The organism is Stenotrophomonas terrae, assembly GCF_001431465.1.
Taxonomy (GTDB): Bacteria; Pseudomonadota; Gammaproteobacteria; order Xanthomonadales; family Xanthomonadaceae; genus Stenotrophomonas; species Stenotrophomonas terrae.
Genome location: NZ_LDJJ01000033.1, coordinates 159,448 through 180,256, shown reverse-complemented (window position 1 = coordinate 180,256; position 20,809 = coordinate 159,448). Strand labels below are relative to the sequence as shown.

General features: G+C 63.2%; 14 protein-coding genes and 1 pseudogene. 6 read left to right on the top strand and 9 right to left on the bottom strand.

Annotated features, from left to right (window positions below):
* Positions 1–218: 218 nt before the first annotated feature.
* From ABB27_RS10735 to ABB27_RS10715, 6 genes and pseudogenes are all read left to right on the top strand, one after another.
* Positions 219–1,853 (top strand): TolC family protein, encoded by a 1,635-nt coding sequence (locus tag ABB27_RS10735; protein WP_057628697.1) that lies wholly within the window; start codon positions 219–221, stop codon positions 1,851–1,853.
* 321 nt (positions 1,854–2,174) lie between these two features.
* The gene (locus ABB27_RS10730; RefSeq protein ID WP_083491256.1) at positions 2,175–3,083 is read left to right on the top strand and encodes an OmpA family protein; all 909 of its coding nucleotides are present in this window, start codon (positions 2,175–2,177) and stop codon (positions 3,081–3,083) included.
* Between the two features lie 236 nt (positions 3,084–3,319).
* Positions 3,320–4,105 (top strand): OmpA family protein, encoded by a 786-nt coding sequence (locus ABB27_RS10725; protein WP_161809643.1) that lies wholly within the window; start codon positions 3,320–3,322, stop codon positions 4,103–4,105.
* 180 nt (positions 4,106–4,285) lie between these two features.
* A pseudogene (locus tag ABB27_RS20515) lies at positions 4,286–4,633 on the top strand (response regulator); the annotation flags it as partial.
* Between the two features lie 184 nt (positions 4,634–4,817).
* Positions 4,818–4,958 (top strand): hypothetical protein, encoded by a 141-nt coding sequence (locus ABB27_RS20510; protein ID WP_425477529.1) that lies wholly within the window; start codon positions 4,818–4,820, stop codon positions 4,956–4,958.
* Between the two features lie 23 nt (positions 4,959–4,981).
* Positions 4,982–8,638: an ATP-binding protein gene (locus ABB27_RS10715; protein WP_083491254.1), complete on the top strand. Its 3,657-nt coding sequence runs from the start codon at positions 4,982–4,984 to the stop codon at positions 8,636–8,638.
* 25 nt (positions 8,639–8,663) lie between these two features.
* Here the strand turns inward: ABB27_RS10715 and ABB27_RS10710 are convergent, their stop codons facing one another.
* From ABB27_RS10710 to ABB27_RS10670, 9 genes are all read right to left on the bottom strand, one after another.
* Positions 8,664–9,719 carry a protein-glutamate methylesterase/protein-glutamine glutaminase gene (locus ABB27_RS10710; RefSeq protein ID WP_057628694.1) on the bottom strand — a complete coding sequence of 352 codons (1,056 nt, stop codon included), beginning with the start codon at positions 9,717–9,719 and terminating at the stop codon, positions 8,664–8,666.
* Positions 9,716–10,315: a chemoreceptor glutamine deamidase CheD gene (gene cheD, locus ABB27_RS10705; protein ID WP_057628693.1), complete on the bottom strand. Its 600-nt coding sequence runs from the start codon at positions 10,313–10,315 to the stop codon at positions 9,716–9,718. Before cheD ends, ABB27_RS10710 begins: the two co-directional genes overlap by 4 nt.
* On the bottom strand, positions 10,312–11,157 hold the full coding sequence (locus ABB27_RS10700; RefSeq protein ID WP_057628692.1) for a CheR family methyltransferase: 846 nt from the start codon (positions 11,155–11,157) through the stop codon (positions 10,312–10,314). Before ABB27_RS10700 ends, cheD begins: the two co-directional genes overlap by 4 nt.
* A 15-nt stretch (positions 11,158–11,172) precedes the next feature.
* A complete protein-coding gene (locus tag ABB27_RS10695; protein ID WP_057628691.1) occupies positions 11,173–13,338 on the bottom strand; it encodes a methyl-accepting chemotaxis protein in 2,166 nt (721 codons plus the stop codon).
* 107 nt (positions 13,339–13,445) lie between these two features.
* Positions 13,446–15,827 (bottom strand): methyl-accepting chemotaxis protein, encoded by a 2,382-nt coding sequence (locus ABB27_RS10690; protein ID WP_057628690.1) that lies wholly within the window; start codon positions 15,825–15,827, stop codon positions 13,446–13,448.
* 83 nt (positions 15,828–15,910) lie between these two features.
* Positions 15,911–16,294 carry a hypothetical protein gene (locus tag ABB27_RS10685; protein WP_057628689.1) on the bottom strand — a complete coding sequence of 128 codons (384 nt, stop codon included), beginning with the start codon at positions 16,292–16,294 and terminating at the stop codon, positions 15,911–15,913.
* Positions 16,295–16,418: 124 nt separating this feature from the next.
* The gene (locus tag ABB27_RS10680; RefSeq protein WP_057628688.1) at positions 16,419–16,910 is read right to left on the bottom strand and encodes a chemotaxis protein CheW; all 492 of its coding nucleotides are present in this window, start codon (positions 16,908–16,910) and stop codon (positions 16,419–16,421) included.
* Between the two features lie 234 nt (positions 16,911–17,144).
* Positions 17,145–17,912, bottom strand: coding sequence for a flagellar brake protein (locus ABB27_RS10675; protein ID WP_057628687.1), 768 nt, complete (start codon positions 17,910–17,912; stop codon positions 17,145–17,147).
* A 471-nt stretch (positions 17,913–18,383) separates the two neighbouring features.
* Positions 18,384–20,615, bottom strand: a complete 2,232-nt coding sequence (locus tag ABB27_RS10670; RefSeq protein WP_057628686.1) for a methyl-accepting chemotaxis protein — start codon at positions 20,613–20,615, stop codon at positions 18,384–18,386.
* Positions 20,616–20,809 lie beyond the last annotated feature (194 nt).

Genomic DNA, 20,809 nt, shown 5'->3' with positions numbered 1-20,809 from the left:
GGCACGTTTGGTCGGAAATGTCCTGAGCGATATCGCTGGAGAAATTACCGAACCTCTCGTTGGAATCCCATTTTTGCCCGGGTAAGAAATCTTCCTTATGCAGGGAGTGAAAACATTTGAGGTTGCAGATGAGCAGTTTCGGTAGGGACTTTGCGGTCCATAAAAAAAGCACGGGGCGCAAGCCGCTTGCTACTTTTTCGGTCATTGCATTGGCCTGCATGTCGGTGATCAGCGGTCAGGCGAAGGCTGACGATGATCTGCTGCAGTTCGAGCGTGTTGCGCCGCGCAGCAGCGTCGGTGATATAGGTGCCGGCGTGGTGCCCGCTGTTTCAACGCAGCAGCACGCTGCGGGCGCCAGCGCAGGTAGCGCGACCACGCCTTCTGCGGTGGTGCAGTCTGTACGCGAGAGTCTGGCGCTGCCTGCGACGGGACCGAGCATCGATGAGCTGCTGGTGTTCGAGCGGCTGTCAGTTGTGCCGCCGCAGGCCCCGGACGTTTCCACCGACGTTGCTCCTGTGAATATTGCAGCGGAGGCTGGGCCTGTTTCAGTGCCGTCGCCGGCAATGCAGCTGGCGGTTCCCGCCCCGATCCCGGGCGGTACGGCAGCTGCTGCCGTGATCGCAGGCAAAGGCCAGGTGCCGGAGGCCGAACTGCGCGAGATGTTCCTGCACATGGTCGACGCCGCTGCCGGGCGTAGCCCGGCTGTAGCTGGCGCGTTGGCACAGTACGCCGCTTCCAAGGCGGACATCGCCGAGGCGAAAGGGCAGCGCTATCCGCAGTTGGATATCAGTGCACGTGGGCTGTCCCGCGAGTTTGGTGCCACTGCTGCATCGGGCACCGCGGATCCGTCACTGACGCTGGGCATCACTACGACCCTGTTTGATTGGGGGCGCGTGCGTAAAACCATAGAGAGCCGCTCGCACCTGGCCGACGCAGCTGACTCGGCAGTGCAGGCGCAGTTGGAATCTTCTGCCTACGACGTCACCTCCAACCTGATCGAATTGGCCAAGCAGCGCATTGTGGTGGAAACCAGCCAGCGCTATGTCGACCGTATGGTCGAGTTGGTGAAAATGCTGGAAGGCATTGTTGCGGTGGACTCCGGCCGGGTGAGTGAGCTGACCCAGGCACGGGCACGCCTGCTGCAGGCCGAGGCTTCGCGCAGCACTGCCGAATCCAAGACCCGCGATATCGAAATCAACCTGCGCAGGATGGTGGGCGACCGCCCATTGCCGTCCTTGCCCGGTTCCCAGTACTGGGAAATGCGCTTGCCGGAACTCAGCTGGTTGCTGGGCGAGTCCATGCATCACCCGACGGTGCTGCAGGCCAAGGCATCAGCGCGCTCGGCCGATATGCAAGCCGACGCGGTGCGCTCGGCGCTACGCCCGCAGGTGAACTGGGTGGTGAGCAAGAGTACCGGTGAAGATATTTATGGGCGCGAGTCGGCGTGGCAGACCGGGCTGACGCTGTCGTGGAGCGCCTTCCGCGGCGGCTCGGGACGCGCGTCGGAACAAGCAGCCAGGCAGCGTGCGCAGGCCGGTTGGATGGGAGCGGAGCAGCAGGTGCAGGATCTGGAGCATCGCATCCGCGCTGCCAATCAGGATGCGCGCTCATTGGCCGACCGCGCCGACCTGTATCGCGGGCTGGTGCTGGAGTCAGACAAGATCCGCGGCGCCTTCTACGAGCAGTGGTATCACCTGGGCCGGCGTACCTTGCTGGATGTGCTGTCTTCGGAAAGCGAGCACTACAACAACCAGATTGGCGAGGTCTCCAGCCGCTTTGATGGCTACCAGGCCGTGGTCCGCCAGTACGCGAGCGCCGGTTCCCTGGTGCGTTGGCTGAGCGCGGGCAAGTAGCGGCGCAGTGGTGTTGGTCGGTGCTTGAGCGCGGCATGGCAGGCCGCCGCTTGCTGCTGGGCGACACTCTGGCTTCGAATCGCAGCGGACAGTTGCGGCGATGTGCAATTTGAGACTTTCCCTATGTATGGAGTCCGTGGCGAAAAACATACTGGCGGCAATGAGGTGACTGGCTTCGCAACATCGGCAGGTTTTCACGCTGCTCGCCGCGTGGCTGGTTTCACCTGAGAGTCTTTATAAGGATGCCCCTTCGCACAGGAAGCGAGTCTTCGTTTTCCTGTAGCGGCGCGGGCCGGAAGAAACGATCTTAAGGAACATGGCATGTCTTTGAATGGAACGATGAAACGCGCGGCGACCACGGTTGTTGCTGTGACGGCTTCTTTGCTTGTTTACACCAGTGCGCAGGCTGCCATTCCGGCATCTGCGTTTGCCGACCCGTATCAGGCAGTGCCAGCCGTGGCTGCCAACCAGAGCCAGGTGGTCTACTATCGCGATGGCACTGCCGGCCACTTGGCAACCACGGCCCACGTGTATATCGACAACGAATTCCACACCAGCCTGCTACCGGGTGGCTACACCGTGTTCTGCGTGGCGCCGGGTGCGCACGGGCTGAATGCGGTGCTTGACGATGCACCACGTTATGAAGGCAAGAAGGCACAGCCGCGCACCACCTTGGAAGGCGGCAAGACCTACTTTCTGAAGGTAAGCGAGGCCGGTGCAGTATTGCCGACAGCGGTGACGCGTGCCGATGCAGAACGTGCGTTGGTGAGCAGCCCACGGCAGGCGCACGTGCTCTCGCGCGCTTCTGCGGTCAAGGCCTGCAACCACGTCGCACCGGTGGAACCGCAGGTCTATACGTTGTCCAGCGATGTTCTTTTCGCATTCGGCAAGGCCAGCTATGAGGATGTGCGCGAGGACGGCCGCCGCGCCGTTGCCGCCATCGTCAGCGAGCTGGAGAAGGATGGGGTCGCGCTTGATCGTATCGACGTGGTGGGTCACACCGATCCCATCGGCAGCGATGCCGCCAATGAGACCCTGGGTCTGCTGCGCGCACAGACCGTGCGGCAGATGCTGATCGAGAGTGGCTTGTCGGTCGGTTCGATCACGGTGCAGTCCAAAGGCCGTCGTGAACTGTTGGTGGATGACTGCCTGGGCGATCGTGCGCAGCTGATTGCCTGCAACTCGCCGAACCGGCGCGTGGTGATCCAGGTATACGCGCGCCGCGAGTAAGGCGCAAAGCATGGCGCAGAGACGTTGATCTCTGCTCCATAAGTCAATGACGCCCGCCGTGCTTGTTGCGCGCGCGGGTGCACGGGAGTGTTCGGATGTGCTGCGCTGCAGTTGATCGAATGAAACTTGTTTCAGCATTTATGTTGGTCGCTGCAGCCGGCGCATTGCTTGTGGGCGAGTCGGCATCAGCCCAGGGACGGCCTGTCTTTGGCGGGTCCTACACAGCGGTTTCGGCTGTGGGGCAGGACCAGGCCCAGGTTGTCTATTACCGTGCGGAAGACGTCTCCGGCGCTTCCGCCGCGAACATCTACCTGGACCGGGAATTCATCACCGCGCTCAAACCGGGCGGCTATACCGCGTTCTGCGTGGCGCCCGGACGGCACATGCTGGGTTCCTATCTGAACGACGCACCCAGCTACTCGGGCAAGAACGAGGAACTGTATGCCGCTACATTCAAGGGTGGCGCCACGTACTACCTCAAAGTGCGTGAGGAAGGCGGTAATCACCCATTGCCGGTGAATCGTGCGCTGGCTGCCACCGAGCTGGAAGGTCAGCGGCGGCAGGTTCATCTGCTGTCGCGTGCATCCAAGGTGGAGCCGTGCCGCCATTACGCGTATCTGGATGCGCCGATGGTGACGCTGCGCGAGTTCGTGCTGCTGGCAGATACCGCCTTCGATGGCCGGCATGGCATGAGCTCAGCGGGTAACCGCCAGATCCAGTCTGTGCTTGCTGACCTGCAGCGGGAAAACGCGCAGATCACCCGGGTTGAAGTGGAAGGGCACACCGATCCGCTTGGCGCGGCAGCAGACAATCAGCTGCTGGGTCAGCGCTGGGCAGACAGCGTGCGCAGCGCGTTGATCAGAAGCGGTGTGCCCCAGGCGATGACACAGGCCACCAGCGCAGGCAGCCGCACCTTGGTAAAGCATGGGTGTTACGGCAGCCAGGACGAACAACGTGCCTGCTACGCACCTAACCGACGGGTTGTCCTGCGCGTGGAAGTGCGCAGGACGCCTGCTCACTGATTCAAAGGCGCGGCCCTGGTCATCTGATCCAGGGCCGCAGCTGTGTTGCACAGACTGGGCTGCCACGTATGCGTGGCTGCCTTGCTGGCGTCGAAACGCTGGGCTGCATGCAGTTCAGTATCTGGTTCGTATGCGGGGTTTCTGCAGTGTAGAGGAGTTGTTGCAGTGAAATGGTCAATCATGGCGCCACTCCGCATTGCGGTGTTGGATGACCATTCGTTAATACAGATGGCACTTGAGCTGCGGCTGTCGCGCGAGGCAGATCTGAAGGTTGTCGGGGTCTATTCCAACAGCCGGGATCTGCTTGCCTCGCTGACCGCCACGCCTGCCGATCTTCTGGTGCTGGACTATTCGCTGGGTGCCAGCGAACTGGACGGCCTGCATCTTATCGGGCTGATACGACGCAGGTTCCCGTCGCTATGCATTCTGGTGGCGTCATCGGCGGAGTCGCCGTCGGTGGTGAATCTGTCACTCAGCGTGGGTGCCAACGGTTTCTTCGGCAAGTCGGAGAGCGCCGAGTTGCTGGTTGAAGCCATCCGCAAGGTTGCCTACGGCGAAACCTATGTGTCGCCGGGCTTGGCATACCGGCTTGGGCGTCAGCCGTTGCCCGCCGGGCGTGCATCACCGGATGTGAAGGGGGGGGCAGCGCCTGTTGAACGACCCAACCCTGTCGCCGAAAGAACGCGAAGTACTGCGCTGCTGCCTGGATGGCATGTCGGTGTCGCAGATCTCGCGCAAGTTCATGCGCAGCATGAAAACCATCAGCGGCCAGAAACAGGCTGCTTTCCGCAAACTTGGCGTTCGTACCGATGCTGAGCTGTTCAAGCTCCAGCACAGTCTTGCCAGTAGTTGATTGAATCACCGGGTATTCCAGTCATGCCGTCTATCACGTTCAGGCACAGCGTTACGCGTGCGGCATGGTTTGTCGTTGCCTGTCTATTGCCGATGGCTGATGCCGCGCTGGCGGCGTCAGCCGAGGTCAGTGAGCTGACGTTGCATGCGCGTACCGGCATCCCCAATGCTTCATTGGAGTTGGGCGAGGGCGATCGCGAATGGCTGCGGAACAAGGGTGTGCTGGTAATGGGTGTGGCCACGCCCAGCTTCTCGCCGCTGGAAGTGTTTTCCGGCAATGACAGCTACGAGGGCATTACCGCCGATGTGTTTGGCGCGGTTGGGCAGATGTTGGGCGTGCCGCTGAAGGTTGTCCGCTACCCGGACCGGAATGCTGCCCTGCGCGCACTCGAGCATGGGCATGTTGATATGGTGGGCAGTGCCAACAACTATGAGTTGGCGGGCCACGCGGTACGTTTGACACAGCGTTATGTCGAAGACACCCCGGTGCTGTACGTGCGCAAGGCCGAGCGGCGGGTCATGCCGCCGCTGCTGGCAGGCATGCGGATTGCGGTTGCCGAGGATTACCTGCCGCAGGTGCAGATCCGTGAGTTGTATCCGGATGCGATCATCGCCAACTACCGCTCGCGCGAGCAGGCCTTGGCGGCGCTGGCATTTGGCAGCGCCGACATCTACCTGGGCGATACGGTTTCCAGCAACTACCTGGTCAATCTCAGCTACTTCAACTACGTACGAAATGCCGCGATGCCGCACGTGGATACCGGCGGCTTTGCATTTGCCGTGCGTGAAGACGCGCTCATCTTGGAGCGTGTGGTCAATCTTGCCCTGGAAAAACTGCTTAAAACCCACGGCTCCGAGCTGCTGAAGCGCTGGTCGGGTGGTGGCGGTATCGTGCCGCTGGCGCGTATAGAACTCACCAGCGCCGAGCAGCGCTGGATTGCCGACAATCCGGTGGTACGCTTCGTTGCGAGCAACGACACCGCGCCGCTGTCGTATTTCGACACCGATGGTCGTTTCAGCGGCCTGAGTGCGGACATCATGCGTGCGATAACCCAGCGCACCGGTCTGGAGTTCGAACCAGTACGGGTATCGCGTTTGGATCAGCAGATGCGGGCGCTGGACGAAGGCGCAGCGGATGTAACCATGCTGGTCCCTACCAGCTCACGCGCACGCCGGTTCAACTTTTCGCGGCCTTTCGTGCAGACCTCGTTCGGCATCATTACCCGCGAGGAGCCACGCGGACCGGCGACGTTGGCGGAGCTGCGCGGCAAACGCATCGCCTTGCCTGCGAACCACGCGCTGCGCGAGATGCTGGTGCCGGCAACGGACTATCAGTTCATCGAGACCGACAGCCTGGCTGCGGCCATGGAGCTGGTGACGGATGACAAGGCAGACGCGACCATCGCCTTCCTGCCGATGGCGCTGTACTACACCTCGGTGTTGCACGACGAACAACTGCGCGTATCCGACGTGGTTGAGGACACGCCGGCATGGTTGGCCATCGCCTCACGCAAGGACCGTCCTGAGCTCGCCAGCATCATCGAGAAGGCGATGGCGCAGATTCCGCCCGATGAGGTGGATATCTTCCAGAACCGTTGGCGCCCGCGCCCGGATGCATCGCCAGCGGCATGGACGGATTTCCGTGGGCTCATCTACAAGATCACCGCCGGCGCCTTGCTGCTGATCCTGGTATCGCTGATATGGAATGTGCATATCCGCTCGCAATACCGCCGCCGCCAGGTGGCGGAAGATGCGCTGGGCGAGCAGGTCAACTTCATGCGCGCCCTGATCAACGGTACCCCGCACCCTATTTACGTGCGCGACGAGCAGGGGCGCCTGGTCACCTGCAATACCAACTATCTGGACATGCTGTCCGTCACCGAACGAAAGGTGGTGGGGAAGACCTCGATGGAGGGCGCGAAGATGGACCCGCGCGAGGCACAGAGTTTCCACGATGACTATCTATGGGTGATGGCCAACGGCAAGCCGTTGGAGGTCGATCGCACCCTGCATCTGCCTGGGCGTGTGCTGAGCATCTACCACTGGATCTACCCCTACTTTGATTCGCAAGGGCAGGCCAAGGGCGTGGTCTGCGGTTGGATCGATGTCAGTGACCGCCTGCATCTGATGGAGGAGCTGCGCCGCGCGCTCGATGCGGCCGATCAGTCGAGCCGGGCCAAGACCACCTTCCTGGCGACGATGAGCCATGAAATCCGTACGCCGATGAGTGCCATCATCGGCATGCTGGAACTGGCGCAGAAGCATGCAGAGCAAGGCCGTCTCGACAAATCCGCAATCACTGTGGCCTATGACTCGGCGCATGGCCTGCTGGAATTGATTGGCGACATCCTGGACGTGGTGCGCATCGAATCCGGCCACGTCAGCCTGAGTCCAAAGCGGGCAAACCTGCGGGAAATGACCGAGTCGGTGGCGCGCGTGTTCAACGGCCTGGCCCGGCAGAAGACCCTGCATCTGCGCCTGGAGCTGGATCCAAGCGCCGATTGTGACGTGCTGATCGACCCGATGCGCTTCAAGCAGGTGCTGTCCAACCTGGTCGGCAATGCCATCAAGTTCACCGACAGGGGCCATGTCACCATCAGGCTGCGCGGCGAGCAGGTGTCCGAGGGTAAAATGCGCCTTCAGCTCGAGGTGGTCGATACCGGCATTGGTATCGCCGACAGTGATGTGGCGCGGCTGTTTGATCCGTTCGCGCAGGCTGACCATGGCCATAGTGCGCGTGGCGGCACCGGTCTGGGCTTGCCCATCTGCAAATTCCTGTGCGAGCTGATGGGCGGTGATATCTCCATCCGCAGCGCGCTGGGAGAGGGCACCTGCGTGCAGCTGAATCTGCCGCTGGAAGTGCTGCCGGTGATTCCTGGCAGCGTCGAGGTCCTGCAGAGCGTTGAGGCCAAGCACCCGAGTTTGAAGGTGCTGGTGGTGGATGACCATTCGGCCAACCGCAGCTTGCTGACCCAGCAGCTGGCCTTCCTGGGGCAGAGCGTGCGCAGTGCGAGCGACGGCCGGGAAGGGCTGGAGTGCTGGCTTGACGAGCGGGTCGACGTGGTGGTCACCGACTGCAATATGCCGGTGATGAATGGCCACGAGATGGCACGTGCCATACGCCGCCACGAGAAGGCCCACGACCTGCCACCGTGCGTGATCATCGGCTTCACTGCCAATGCGCAGCCTGAGGAGCGGGCCAAGTGCATCGCTTCAGGCATGAACGATTGTCTGTTCAAGCCGGTCAGCCTGAGTGCGCTTTCCAATATGCTGGTGTTGCTGGGAGAGAAGGCCGGTGTGGGCGTTGAAGCGCCTTGCCGCCAACAGATGAAGGACGTTGCGGCCGCGCTGCAGGAGTTGACCGGCGGCGACGAGGCAATGACGCGCAATCTCGTGTTCGAAGCGCATCGCAGCTTTGTGCGTGACCTCACCGAATTGCAGGCACTGCTGCCCAGTTTCGAGGCCAGGCCGATGTCGAATCTGGTCCATCGCATCAATGGCGGCGTGCGCCTGCTGCAGGTAGCGCATCTGATGGATATCTGCGACCGCGTCGAGTTCCTGTGCGGTCAGCCGGAGGTGGAGCTTGCCGAAGTTGCCGCCAACGCGCAGTTCATCGCCAGTGAGTTGCCGGTGATCATTGCTTTGCTGGACGCGATGCGCGAGACCGAGCTGCCGGCCTGAACACCAATACTGCAGCTGCGGATAGTCAGCTACGTGCCAGGCTGAGCAGACGCTCGGCAATTCTGTCCAGGGCAAGGACTTCGTCGGCCGCACCCAGGCGCACCGCACTGCCGGGCATGCCCCATACGACAGAACTCGCTTCGTCCTGGGCCAGGGTCGCTGCACCAGCCTGTTTCATTTCCAGCAGGCCGCGCGCGCCGTCTTCACCCATGCCTGTGAGGATGGCGCCGATGGCGTTTGCCCCGGCACTGGCGGCAACCGAGCGGAACAATACATCGACGGCAGGCTTGTGCAGGTTGACCGGCACCCCATCGTCCACCCGGCAACGCCAACGCGCGCCGTCGCGTATCACCCGCAGGTGACGGCCGCCCGCCGGCAGATAGGCATGGCCGGGCAGGATGGCTTCGCCATCGCTGGCCTCGCGTACCGACATTGCCGAGTGCCGGTCCAGGCGTTCGGCAAATGCGGTGCTGAAGCTGGCCGGCAGGTGCTGGGTCATGACGATGGCTGGCGCATCGGCAGGCATGGCTTCCAGCACCACCCGCAGGGCTTCGGTACCACCGGCCGAAGCGCCGATGGCGATCAGGCGGTCGGTGGTGCGGAAACCGATATGGGCCGGGCTGGCTGCTTGTTGCGGCGGCCGCCGCAGCGCCGGGCTGATCGCGCGCACGCGTGAGCGTGCGGCCATCTTGACCTTGCTGCGGATCTCTTCGGCATAGGCATCCAGGCCGCGCGCCACGTCAAGCTTGGGCTTGGAAACAAAATCGACCGCACCCAGGGCCAGCGCCTGCAACGTGGTATCGGCACCGCGCTCGGTCAGCGAGGACACCATCACCACCGGCAGCGGATGCAGGCGCATCAGGTTTTCCAGGAAGGCCAGCCCGTCCATGCGTGGCATTTCCACGTCCAACGTCAGTACGTCGGGGTTGAGCCGTTTGATCTTTTCACGCGCCAACAGCGGGTCGGCGGCGGTGCCAACCACCTCGATGGCGGGGTCGGCGGACAGGATTTCGGTCAAGACCTGGCGCACCACCGCCGAGTCGTCGACGATCAATACCCGGCAGGGCGCTTGCAGCATCATTCAAACAGCTCCACGCCACCGCTGACCGGTGTACGCGACAGACGCGCGCGGATGGCCGATTCGGTTGCGGCGACTTCGGCGTCGTGGGCATGCGGCATGCGCTGTACCACCACCCGGCCGGTGATCGGGAAGAACCATATCTTGCGTGGATGGATGCCGCACAGGTCTTCGGCAACGATAGGAATATGCTCGGCATGCAGGTACTGGCGTACGAACTCGGCGTTGCGGGTGCCGACGGGGTTGCTGGTGAAGCCCTTGAGCACGTTGGCACCGCCAAACACCTTGGCTTCCAGGCGCTTGCGATGGGCGCCGCGCTTGAGCAGGTCGTTGATCAGCAGTTCCATCGCATAGCTGCCGTAGCGCGCTGGCGCGCCGTCGCCGATATTGCCCTCGGGCAGCAGGAAGTGATTCATGCCGCCGATGCCCAGGATGGGGTCGCGGATGCAGGCTGCCACGCAGGACCCGAGGATGGTGGTCAGCGCGGTGTCGTCGTCCACCACCAGGTACTGGGTAGGCAGAAGTTTGGCGGCGATTGTCTGGAAACGCGTGTCGCGGTAGCGCATCACCTCGTCGGGATGCTGTTGCGGGCTTTTCATGCGCCATTCCTGCGGCTGCGACGGTACAAGGTGCGGCCGCACGGCTGGATCAGGTCAGCAGCGTGCAGGTAATTTTCCGAATGCCCGGTGTAGAGCAGGCTGTCTTCCTCCATGTGCTGCACCAGTCGCGAGAGGATGCCGCGCTGGGTGGGCTTGTCGAAGTAAATCATCACGTTGCGGCAGAACAGCGCATCGAAGGGGCCGCCAACGTCGTAACGGTTGGACAACAGATTCAGCGGGCGGAACTCGATCAGCGAACGCAGGGCGGGCACAACACGGCACTTGCCCTCATTGGGGCCGCTGCCGCGCTGGAAGTAGCGCCGCTTCAGGGCTGGGTCGAGGCCGGCGATGCGGTCGATTGCGTAGACACCCTGGCTGGCGGTGGCCAGCACCTGGGTGTCGACATCGGTGGCGATGATGCGCACCGGCGGGGTCATGCTGGAGAACGCCTCGCAGGCGGTGATCGCCATGGAGTAGGGTTCTTCACCGGTGGAGGCGGCGCAGGACCATAGCTTGAGCGGCGCACGCGGTGCGCGCATCTGCAGTTCTTCGCGCAGTTTGTCGAAGTGGTGCGGCTCGCGGAAGAACGAGGTGAGGTTGGTGGTCAGTGCATTGGTGAACGCCTGCCATTCCTCGCCGTCCTGGCTTTCCAGCTGGTCCAGGTAGTCCTTGAACGAACGCAGTCCCAGCACCCGCAGGCGCCGCGAGAGGCGGCCGTACACCATGTCGCGCTTGGCCGGTGCCAGCGCAATGCCGGCACGGGTATGGATCAATTCGCAGACGCGACGGAAATCGCGGTCGCTGAATTCGAAGTCGCGCTCGGCGCTGCCGGGGATGGACATGATCGGGGTGTCTCTTCAGCTGGCCAAGGCCAGCGATGCGGAATCGGCGTGCGAGGCACGGCCTGTGGTCTGCTGCAGACGGAACACCGCCACGGCCTGGTCCAGCAGCTGCGCCTGGTCTTCCATGGCACGCGCGGCGGCCATGGCTTCTTCCACCAGCGCGGCATTCTGCTGGGTGGTCTCGTCCATCTGGATGACCGTCTGATTGACCTGCTCGATGCCGGCGGTCTGTTCCTGCGAGGCCGCGGAGATCTCACCGATGATGCTGGTGACCTGCTGCACCGACGAGACGATCTCATCCATGGTGGTGCCGGCCTGCTGCACCAGCTGCGAGCCCTCGGTGACCTTGCCGACCGAGTCGTCGATCAGGCCCTTGATCTCCTTGGCTGCACCGGCCGAACGCTGCGCCAGGGTCCGCACCTCGGCGGCGACAACCGCAAAACCGCGGCCTTGCTCGCCGGCACGTGCAGCCTCGACGGCAGCGTTGAGGGCGAGGATGTTGGTCTGGAACGAGATACCGTCAATCACGCTGATGATGTCGGCAATGCGCCGCGAGGCCTGCTCGATGTGGCCCATGGTGGTGATCACGTCATCCACCACCTGACCGCCACGGGTGGCGACGGTGGCAGCGCCGATCGCCAGCTGGTTGGCCTGGCGCGCCGACTCGGCGTTCTGGCGGACGGTGGAGGTGAGTTCCTCCATCGAGGCTGCCGTTTCCTCGAGATTGGCAGCCTGCATCTCGGTACGCTGGGACAGATCGGTGTTGCCGTTGGTGATTTCGCCGGCCGATACATTGATGTTGTGTGCCGACTGCTGGATGCGCGCGACGATGGCGCCAAGCTGGTGGATGGTGCGACTGGCGTCGTCGCGCATCTGCGCGAACACGCCCTGGAACTGCCCCTGCATGCTGACGGTAAGGTCGCCGTCGGCCAGGGCGCGCAGCAGGCCGGAAATCTGCCCCAGGTTCTGGTCGCTGTTGCGCATCATCGCGTTGAGGCTGCGCACCATGGCCTGGAAGTCGTACTCGAAGCGGGCTTCGTCACCGCGCTGGCTGAAATCGCCGGCGGCAGCGGCGGTGGCCAGCTGCTTGATCTGTGCGTTGATCGCGCCCAGGTTGCGCTTGATCGCCGCCATGGTCTCGGTGATGACCCGCTTCTCACCGGGCAGATCGGCCATGTCCTGGCTCAAATCGCCCACCGCATAACGCTGGGCGAGGGCGATGACATCCATCTTCACCGCGATATGGGTGGCCACCAGGGTATTGGTCTCACTGACCATTACCCCGTACTCGCCGGGGAAGGGAGTGGGGTCGATGCGATAGCTGATGAAACCGGCATCGTGCTGCCGGGCCATTTCGTTCTGCGCTTCAATCACTGCATGCAGCTGGGTCTGCATGTCGCGCATGCTGGTCAGCAGCTGGCCGGTCTCGTCCTTGCTCGGCGGCGGGATGACGTTGTCGAGGCGGCCGCTGGCAATGGCCTTGGCAATGCCGGTGGCGCTGCGCAGCGGCACCACGATGCGGCTGCCGATGAACCAGTTCAAGGCAATGACGAGCAGGATCAGCAAGCCGCCGGCCAGGGTCATGATGCCGGTGAACTGCAATGCATGGGTGAGGCTGGAGTTCATGTAGACGCCGCTGGACAGCACCATGTTCCAAGGTGCAAACGCGGTGGCATAGGAGATCTGCTCAACGCTGCCCTTCGTGCCCGCCGGATTCACCAGGTACTGCACGAAGCCACCGCCATTGCGTGCGGCCTTGACCTGCTCCTCATACATGCGCAGGCCATTGCTGTCCGTGAACTGCGACAGCTGCTTGCCGATCATCTCCTTGTTGAAGGGATGCAACAGCATGGTGTTGTCGTCGCCATACACCTCAAATGAAGAGCCACCGCTGTCCGAGTACATGGTGGCCAGCACCGCCAAAGCCTGCTGGCGCGCATCGGCATCGCTCAGTTCGCCGGCCTTTGCCCGGTCGTGGAAGTTGGCCAGCACGGTCTTGCCAAGCTCCACGCGGTTGCTCAGCGACAGCTTGCGTGTCTCGATCAGATCCAGGTACTGCATGCGGGCGCTGAGCACGGCCAAGGCAATGACGCCAAGCGCGATCAGCACCGTCAGCAGGTTCAGCTTGCGCCGCACCGATATGTTCGAGAGGTAGTTGGACCAGAGCTGCTGGATATTCATGGGAATAGGGCGCAGGGCGCAATTGGCGGGGGATACTCTGGTATCGGCCGCAGTGTTGGCGAATGAAGTAGGTAAAAACCCCAGCCTTAGCTGGGGTTTTTGGTAGATCAGAACTCCTGCCAGTCGGAGTCTGCTAATTCAGCTACGGCGGTAGAGGCGCTGGTCCGACGCCGCGGCGCGGGTGCCGGTGCGCGCGTCGAAGCGCTGCGTTGCAGCGGCTCGCGCTTGGCGGTGGCGGTGGCGACCAACGCATCGGCTTCCTCATCCTGCTCCAGCAGGAACACCGAGACCACGCTGGCCAGCTGCGCGGCCTGTTCTTCCATGGAGCGCGCCGAGGCGGTGGCTTCTTCCACCAGCGCGGCGTTCTGCTGGGTGGTTTCGTCCATCTGCACGATGGTCTGGTTGACCTGCTCGATGCCGGCACTCTGTTCCTGCGAGGCAGCGGAGATCTCGGCCATGATGTCGGTGACGCGCTGCACCGATGCGACGATCTCGCCCATCGTGGTGCCGGCCTTGCGGACCAGCGCCGAGCCGTCGGCAACCTTGCCGACCGAGTCGTCGATCAGGCCCTTGATCTCCTTCGCGGCGCCCGCCGAACGTTGTGCCAGCGTACGGACTTCCGAGGCAACCACGGCGAAGCCGCGGCCCTGCTCACCCGCACGTGCTGCTTCCACTGCCGCATTCAAGGCCAGGATATTGGTCTGGAAGGCGATGCCGTCGATGACCGAGATGATCTCGGCGATCTTGCGCGAGGACTGCTCGATCTGGGTCATGGTGGTGACCACCTGGCTGACCACGTCACCGCCCTGCGAGGCCACCGAGGCGGCGCCGATGGCGAGCTGGTTGGCCTGGCGGGCAGATTCGGCATTCTGGCGCACGGTGGAGGTGAGTTCCTCCATCGAGGCGGCGGTTTCTTCCAGGTTGGCGGCCTGCTGCTCGGTACGACGCGACAGGTCGTTGTTGCCGGCGGCAATCTCGCTGGCGGCCGAATTGATCGACACCGACGAGTGCTTGATGCGACCAACGATGCCGGTCAGCTGCTCGGCAGTGGCGTTGGCGTCGTCGCGCATGGTGGCGAACACGCCCTGGTAGTCGCCGTGCATGCGCACGGTCAGGTCACCACGCGACAGTGCCGACAGCAGTGCGGAGATCTGTTCCAGGCTGCTGGCATTGGCATCCAGCAGGCCGTTGATCTGGCTGGCGAGCTGCAGGAAGAAGCCGTCCTTGTCGGCGGTGCCGATGCGGCCACTGAGGTCGCCTGCGGCGGCAGCCTCGATGATGCGCGCCACTTCCTTCTCGACCTGTGCCTCGGTGCTGCGGTCACGCCATTCAACGACGTGGCCAACCGGCTGGTTGTTGTCGTCGCGGATCACCGAAATGGTCTGTGCGAACTCGGCCTCGCCAAAGCGCATCTCACGCTTGAACACGCCGTGCTTGTCCAGTGCTTCCATCACCTTGCCGTCGATTTCGCCACGGTGCTCGAGCACGGTCACCGGCTGGCCGATGAGCGGCTTGCTGGCGTCGAAGTCGGTCAGCGTGTTGCTGAACTGCTCCTGGTGCTCGCTGAGCTTGTCGAGCAGGGCGCGGTTGGCGTAGACGATTTCCAGATCGTTGTTGGTCAGGAACACGCCGGTGGAGGAGTAATCCAGCGCGGTGCGGATGCGCAGGTTCTCGTTGGCGATCACCGTTTCGTGTTCGATGCGCTCACGCAGATCGCGCTGCATGCGCTGCATGGCACGCAGCAGGTCGCCCACTTCGTCGGCGCGGGAGACGTCGATGGAGCCATCCAGCTTGCCGCTTGCCACTTCGTTGGCGACATCCACCGCACCACGCATGGCTGCGACCAGCGAGCGGGCAAACAACCAGACCAGTGCCAGGCCTGCGGCACCACCAATCAGTACGGCGATGATGCCGACCAGTGCCGAGTTGCGGTAGGTTTCAGCGGCCTGTTTGGCCGCGGCCTGCGCACGCAGGTTGTCGTTGGCAGCCAGTGCCTGCAGGGCAGCATAGGCGTTGCGGTGCAGGTTGCGGGTTTCGCCGACGAAGGTGTCGATGGCGTCATCCGGCAGGTCCAGCGCCAGCATCTCGCTCACCGCATCATAGGACGCGGCGGTCTTGCCCCAGTCGGCGACAAAGGTATCGAACAGCTTCTTCTGTTCGGGACTGTCGATCAGCTTCGGATAGGCGGCGATGGTGGTATCGATCTGCATGCGCAGTTCGGTGGCACGTGCCTTGGCATCGGCTTTGACGTCGTCGCTGGCGCGTACCAGGCTCTGGTAGGACGCGTTGCGGTACTCGCTGACCATGCCGCTCAACTCACCGTTGGTGCGGAGGCTGGGCATGCGCTTTTCAGCAAGGTCGGTGGTGACGTTGTTCAGTGAATGCAGGCCGCGGTAGGCGACGATACCCTGCAACAACATGACGAACAGCACGACACCGAAGGTAAGCATCAGCTTGGGCTTCAGTTTCAGCGAGTTGATCCACTGCATCTTGCGCGATCTCCGGGAACAGTCCCTGCCAGGTCAGTGGCGCGGGATGGCACGCCGGCGCCGCCGGCGTGACAAAAGGCGGATTACTTGATGTTGGCCAGCTTCAGGTTGGCCGGCGAGGCGACTTCGATCTCGGCGCGCGAGGCATCGCGCTGGATCTTGCCGATCACGCAGACGGTCTTGCCTTCCAGCGTTTCCAGCGGGAAGCCAAATTTGCTGCGGTTGCTGCCAGCGATGCGGGCCGAGAAGGTGTGGCGCGGGAACATGCCGCCCATATGCAGGAAGGTCGGCTGACCCTCGGAGCCTTCGGCGTAGCGTGCCTTTTCGACCTTGCCACAGACCATGCCGTCCTTGCCGGCGAAACGCGCGGCGCTTTCCGGCGGGATCATCTCGGCATCGGCGGCAGCGTCAAAGGCGACGGTGGCCAATACGGTGGCAGCAAACAGCGGAAGCAGGTGCTTGTACATCGGAAACTCCGGGATGAGGAAGTGGGGCCGGTCGGGGAGGACGGGCATGCAAGGGCTATCGGCCACGATTTGCCGCGCTTGAATTGCATGCATGAAAATGTGATCGGCTTCGCAGATGTGCTCGTCAGGCGGCTTCTTCAGCGGTGCTTGGCTGGCCGAGGTCGGCGGTGTCGAGCAGGGTTTCAATATCCAGCAGGATCAGCATGCGGTCGTCCTGGGTGCCGATGCCGGAAATGAAGCGGGTATCGACGGCAGCGCCGAACTCCGGGGTCGGGCGGATCTGGTCGGCGTTGAGCGGGATCACATCCGAAACGCTGTCCACCACGATGCCGACCACGCGGTCTTCGACATTGAGCACGATCATCACGGTGAAGGCGTCATAGCGGGCCTCGTCCAGGCGCAGCTTCAGGCGCAGGTCGATGACCGGCACGATGGTGCCGCGCAGGTTGATCACGCCCTTGATGTAGTCCGGTGCATCCGGCACCCGGGTAACGGCGTCATAACCGCGGATTTCCTGCACCTTGAGGATATCCACGCCGTAGTGCTCGTTGCCGAGGGTGAAGCTGAGGTACTCGCCGCCGGTGGTGTCGGTGGCGGTGGTGCGGGAGTCATTCATGGCGGATCCTGGTCCTGGCGGGCTGCCGATGCGATGCGGCTGATGCATCGGTATCGGCGCTGGCGGCCGGGACTTTAGGCGCCGGGGAGGGAATCCGGGAATGCTGCAGATCGCAGGGGCGCTGGGGCAGGTGTTGGCCCGGGCCAGAGCCAGAGCCAGAGCGCTGCCGCTGGTGCTGAACCGCTGCAGGCCTGGAACCAGACTCCCCGCTGCAGGCTGGTCAATGGCCGCGGCTTATTCGCCGTTGCTGCGGGCCTTGCGCAGGCGATCAATCCTGAAGATATAGCGCTGGATGATGTTGTCCGCGCCGCGCGGCAAGTCGTCAAAACGCAGGCCGATACGGGTCATCTCCAGGCCATTGGGTTGCTTCTGCTGGCGCAGGTTGCAGACCACCAACCGGGTCTTGACCGGGCCGCCCTCGGGGATCTCCAGCACGCAGCCGGAATAGCGGCTCTGCAGTTTGAGCAGGTCCTGGTCTGGCGGCAGCAGCAGCGCAATACCGCCGGCGCTGATGTCCAGCACCCGCCAGCGGCTGGGTTCGCCGCCGTCCGGGTCGGGCAGCACGCAGTACGGCGAATCGCCCACCGGCGTTTCCAGCCGATAGAACTCGCGCCGCTGCAGGTGATACACCTCCTCCGGCAACGGCACCTCGAAGCCAACATGGTCGCCCCGGTCAACCCGGCGCTGGCCATGCAGCTGGAAGCGCACCATCACCTTGTCGACCTGGCCGAAGCAGAGCAGGGTGCTGGCTGTTTCCGCGCTGCGGTTGATCGAGGGCACCGGACTGGCATCCAGCAGCAGGCCCTGCATGTCCACCTCAAGCACCGCCGAAGGGAAGGACTGGTCGCGGCCGTCCGGATGCACATTGATCATCGAACGCTGATCGATCATGGCCTGCAGCAGATGCCGTACCTGATGCGGGTTGCGCACCATGTAGCGGTCGTCGGCATACAGGTTGCCGGCGTGGGGCGAAGGCGTCGGTGCAGATTCGTGGTCGGGCATGGACACGGTGTTGGTTGGCCGATGATCGGTGTGGCAAGGAGGACATGCCACAAACTGTGATAACGGCCGCCTTTTTAACATCTTTAGCCGGCCTGTTACGACCCTTGAGCTAGCACCGCCGAATTCACTTGCGCCGGTTGCGGAAGCTGCAATGGCACGAGCAGGGCCAATCTGCGCCATGTCAGCATTTTGACGTTGCACATGTTGCCGCGCCGGGCTTGTTCCAGTGTTCGCCAAGCCGCTCCGTTGCGCAGGGATGAAACATGCCCCGCGACTGGTCTGGGTGGGTGTGCGCTTGTAGCTCGCTGCGGCGACCACGCTGATACGGCGCTGTTTCGAGCGCCGAAGCGATGTTGTGTTCGCCCTGCCTTGCTCCAGCGCGGCTTTCAGCGTGATCTGCGCCGAAGCGGAAAACAGCTGACGGCGGCGGGCGGGCCGGAGAGTTGCCCGCCCGCCGCCGTCAGTTACGGCTTAGAACTCCTGCCAGTCATCGGCACTGGCGATGGGCGCGCGATTGCTGGGCTTGGGGATGGCACGCAAGGCCGGGCGGCCACGCGGCGGCGCGGCGCTGGCACTGGCAGCCACCTTGGCCAGCGATGCACTGACCGTATCGGCCAGGCGGAACTGCGCCACCGCAGAGGACAATTGATGTGCCTGGTCTTCCATCGAACGTGCGGCGGCGGTGGCTTCTTCCACCAGCGCGGCATTCTGCTGGGTGGTCTCATCCATCTGCATCACGGTCTGGTTGACCTGTTCGATACCGCTGGACTGCTCCTGCGAGGCCGAGGAGATGTCGGCCATGATGGTGGTCACACGCTGCACCGAGGCGACGATCTCGTCCATGGTGCTGCCGGCGCGGCGCACCAGCTGCGACCCTTCGGTGACCTTCTCCACCGAGGTGTCGATCAGGCCCTTGATCTCCTTGGCGGCGGCTGCCGAACGCTGGGCCAGGGTGCGCACTTCCGATGCCACCACCGCAAAGCCGCGGCCCTGGTCACCTGCGCGAGCCGCTTCCACGGCGGCGTTGAGCGCCAGGATATTGGTCTGGAAGGCGATGCCGTCGATCACACTGATGATGTCGGCGATGCGCTGTGACGACTGCTCGATCGAGGTCATGGTGGAAACCACCTGCCCGACCACCGCGCCACCCTGGGCAGCAACGTCGGCCGCGCCGCGTGCCAGCTGGTCGGCCTGGCGTGCGTGCTCGGCGTTCTGGCGGACGGTGGAGGTGAGCTCCTCCATCGAGGCGGCGGTTTCCTCCAGATTGGCGGCCTGCTGCTCGGTACGCCGCGACAGGTCGTCGTTGCCGGTGGCGATTTCGCTGGCCGACAGGCTGATGCTGCCGCTGGCAGCCTGGATACGCGAGACGATACTGCCCAACTGGTCGATGGTGGCATTGCCGTCATCGCGCATGCGCGCGAACACACCATGGAAATCACCCTCCATGCGCTGGGTCAAGTCGCCCTGCGCCACGGCCTGCAGCAGCCGCGACAGATGGCCGAGATTGTCCTCGGTGGATTCCATCAAGGAATTGACACCGCCGACCATGGCGCGGAAATCGTGTTCGAACTGGTCGGCGTTGCCGCGCAGGCTGAAGTCGCCGGCGGCGGCAGCATGCGCCAAGCGCTTGATCTCATTGTTGATCGCGGCAAGGCTGGCCTTGGTGCTGTCCATGGCTTCGGTGATGGCGGCCTTCTCGCCCGGCAGGCGGTCCATGTCCACCGACAGGTCGCCGCGGGCGTAATGGCGCATCACTTCCACAACCCGCATTTTGACGCCGATATGCTGCGCAACCAGGGTATTGACCTCGGCCACCATGCGGCCGTATTCGCCCGGGAATTTTGATTCATCGATGCGGAAGCTGATCATGCCCTGGTCGTGTTCGCGGGCCATCTCGCGCTGTGCGCCGATCACCGCCTTGAGCTGGTTCTGCATGCGCTGCATCGATGCCAACAATGCGCCGACTTCATCCTTGCGGCTGCTGTCGATGCTGCCATCCAGGCGGCCATTGGCAACGTCATCGGCTGCCCGCAGCGCCTCATTCACCGGACGCACAATCGCCCGCACGATCACCACGCCCGACGCAGCCGAGAGCAGGCCGAGCAGGACCATGCAGATGATGATGGCGGTGCTGCTGCGCGCCTGTGCTGCATTGGCGTCGGCGACCTCCTTGTCCAGCACCGAGGCAACGTGGCCGCTCAGCTTCTCGACGGCTTCGAACAGATCGCGCCGGCTGATGCGTGACTGGTCGTTGGAAATATTCTGCGCCAGCTCGAACTCACCGGCGCTGATGGCGTTTTCCATCTGCGTATGGGCGTTGAAGTAGGCCTCCAGGGTCTTGCCCATGTCGGCATACAGACCTTGCTGGGTGGCGTCGGCGGGCAGGGCTTCGTACTGTTTGCGGTGTTCGGCCAGCTTCTGCCGCTGGTCGAGGATGCGCTGGTTGTACTCGGCCACAAAGGCCGGCTCGTGCAGGTGCGAGAGCTGCGACAGCTCGGCGATGCGGATCTCTGCCAGGTCGGCGCGCATCCGCTCCAGGTACTGCACCGCAGGCATGTAGCGCGAGGTGACCTGCGCCAACTGGCTGCTGGCCTGGTTCAAGCGCAGCACCGCGAAGCCGCCCATGGCCAGCGTGGTGAGGGTGGTGAGGGTGAAAGCTAGTGCGAGTTTTCTGGCGATACTGAGGTTACGAAAGAACTCCATCTCTGACTCTCCGGATCGACTGCAGAATGAGACGCTGCGGGAGGCGATTTGGCGGCCCGTAACCTCAGCGTAGTGTCCACACCGCGTAAGGCTGCGGATGCTGTCTAAGCCGATAACGGCGTTTTCCTACATCGCTGTAGGGTGTTGCACGGCGGGAATTCTGAAGAATTCAGCACATTCCTTCACTCGAACAT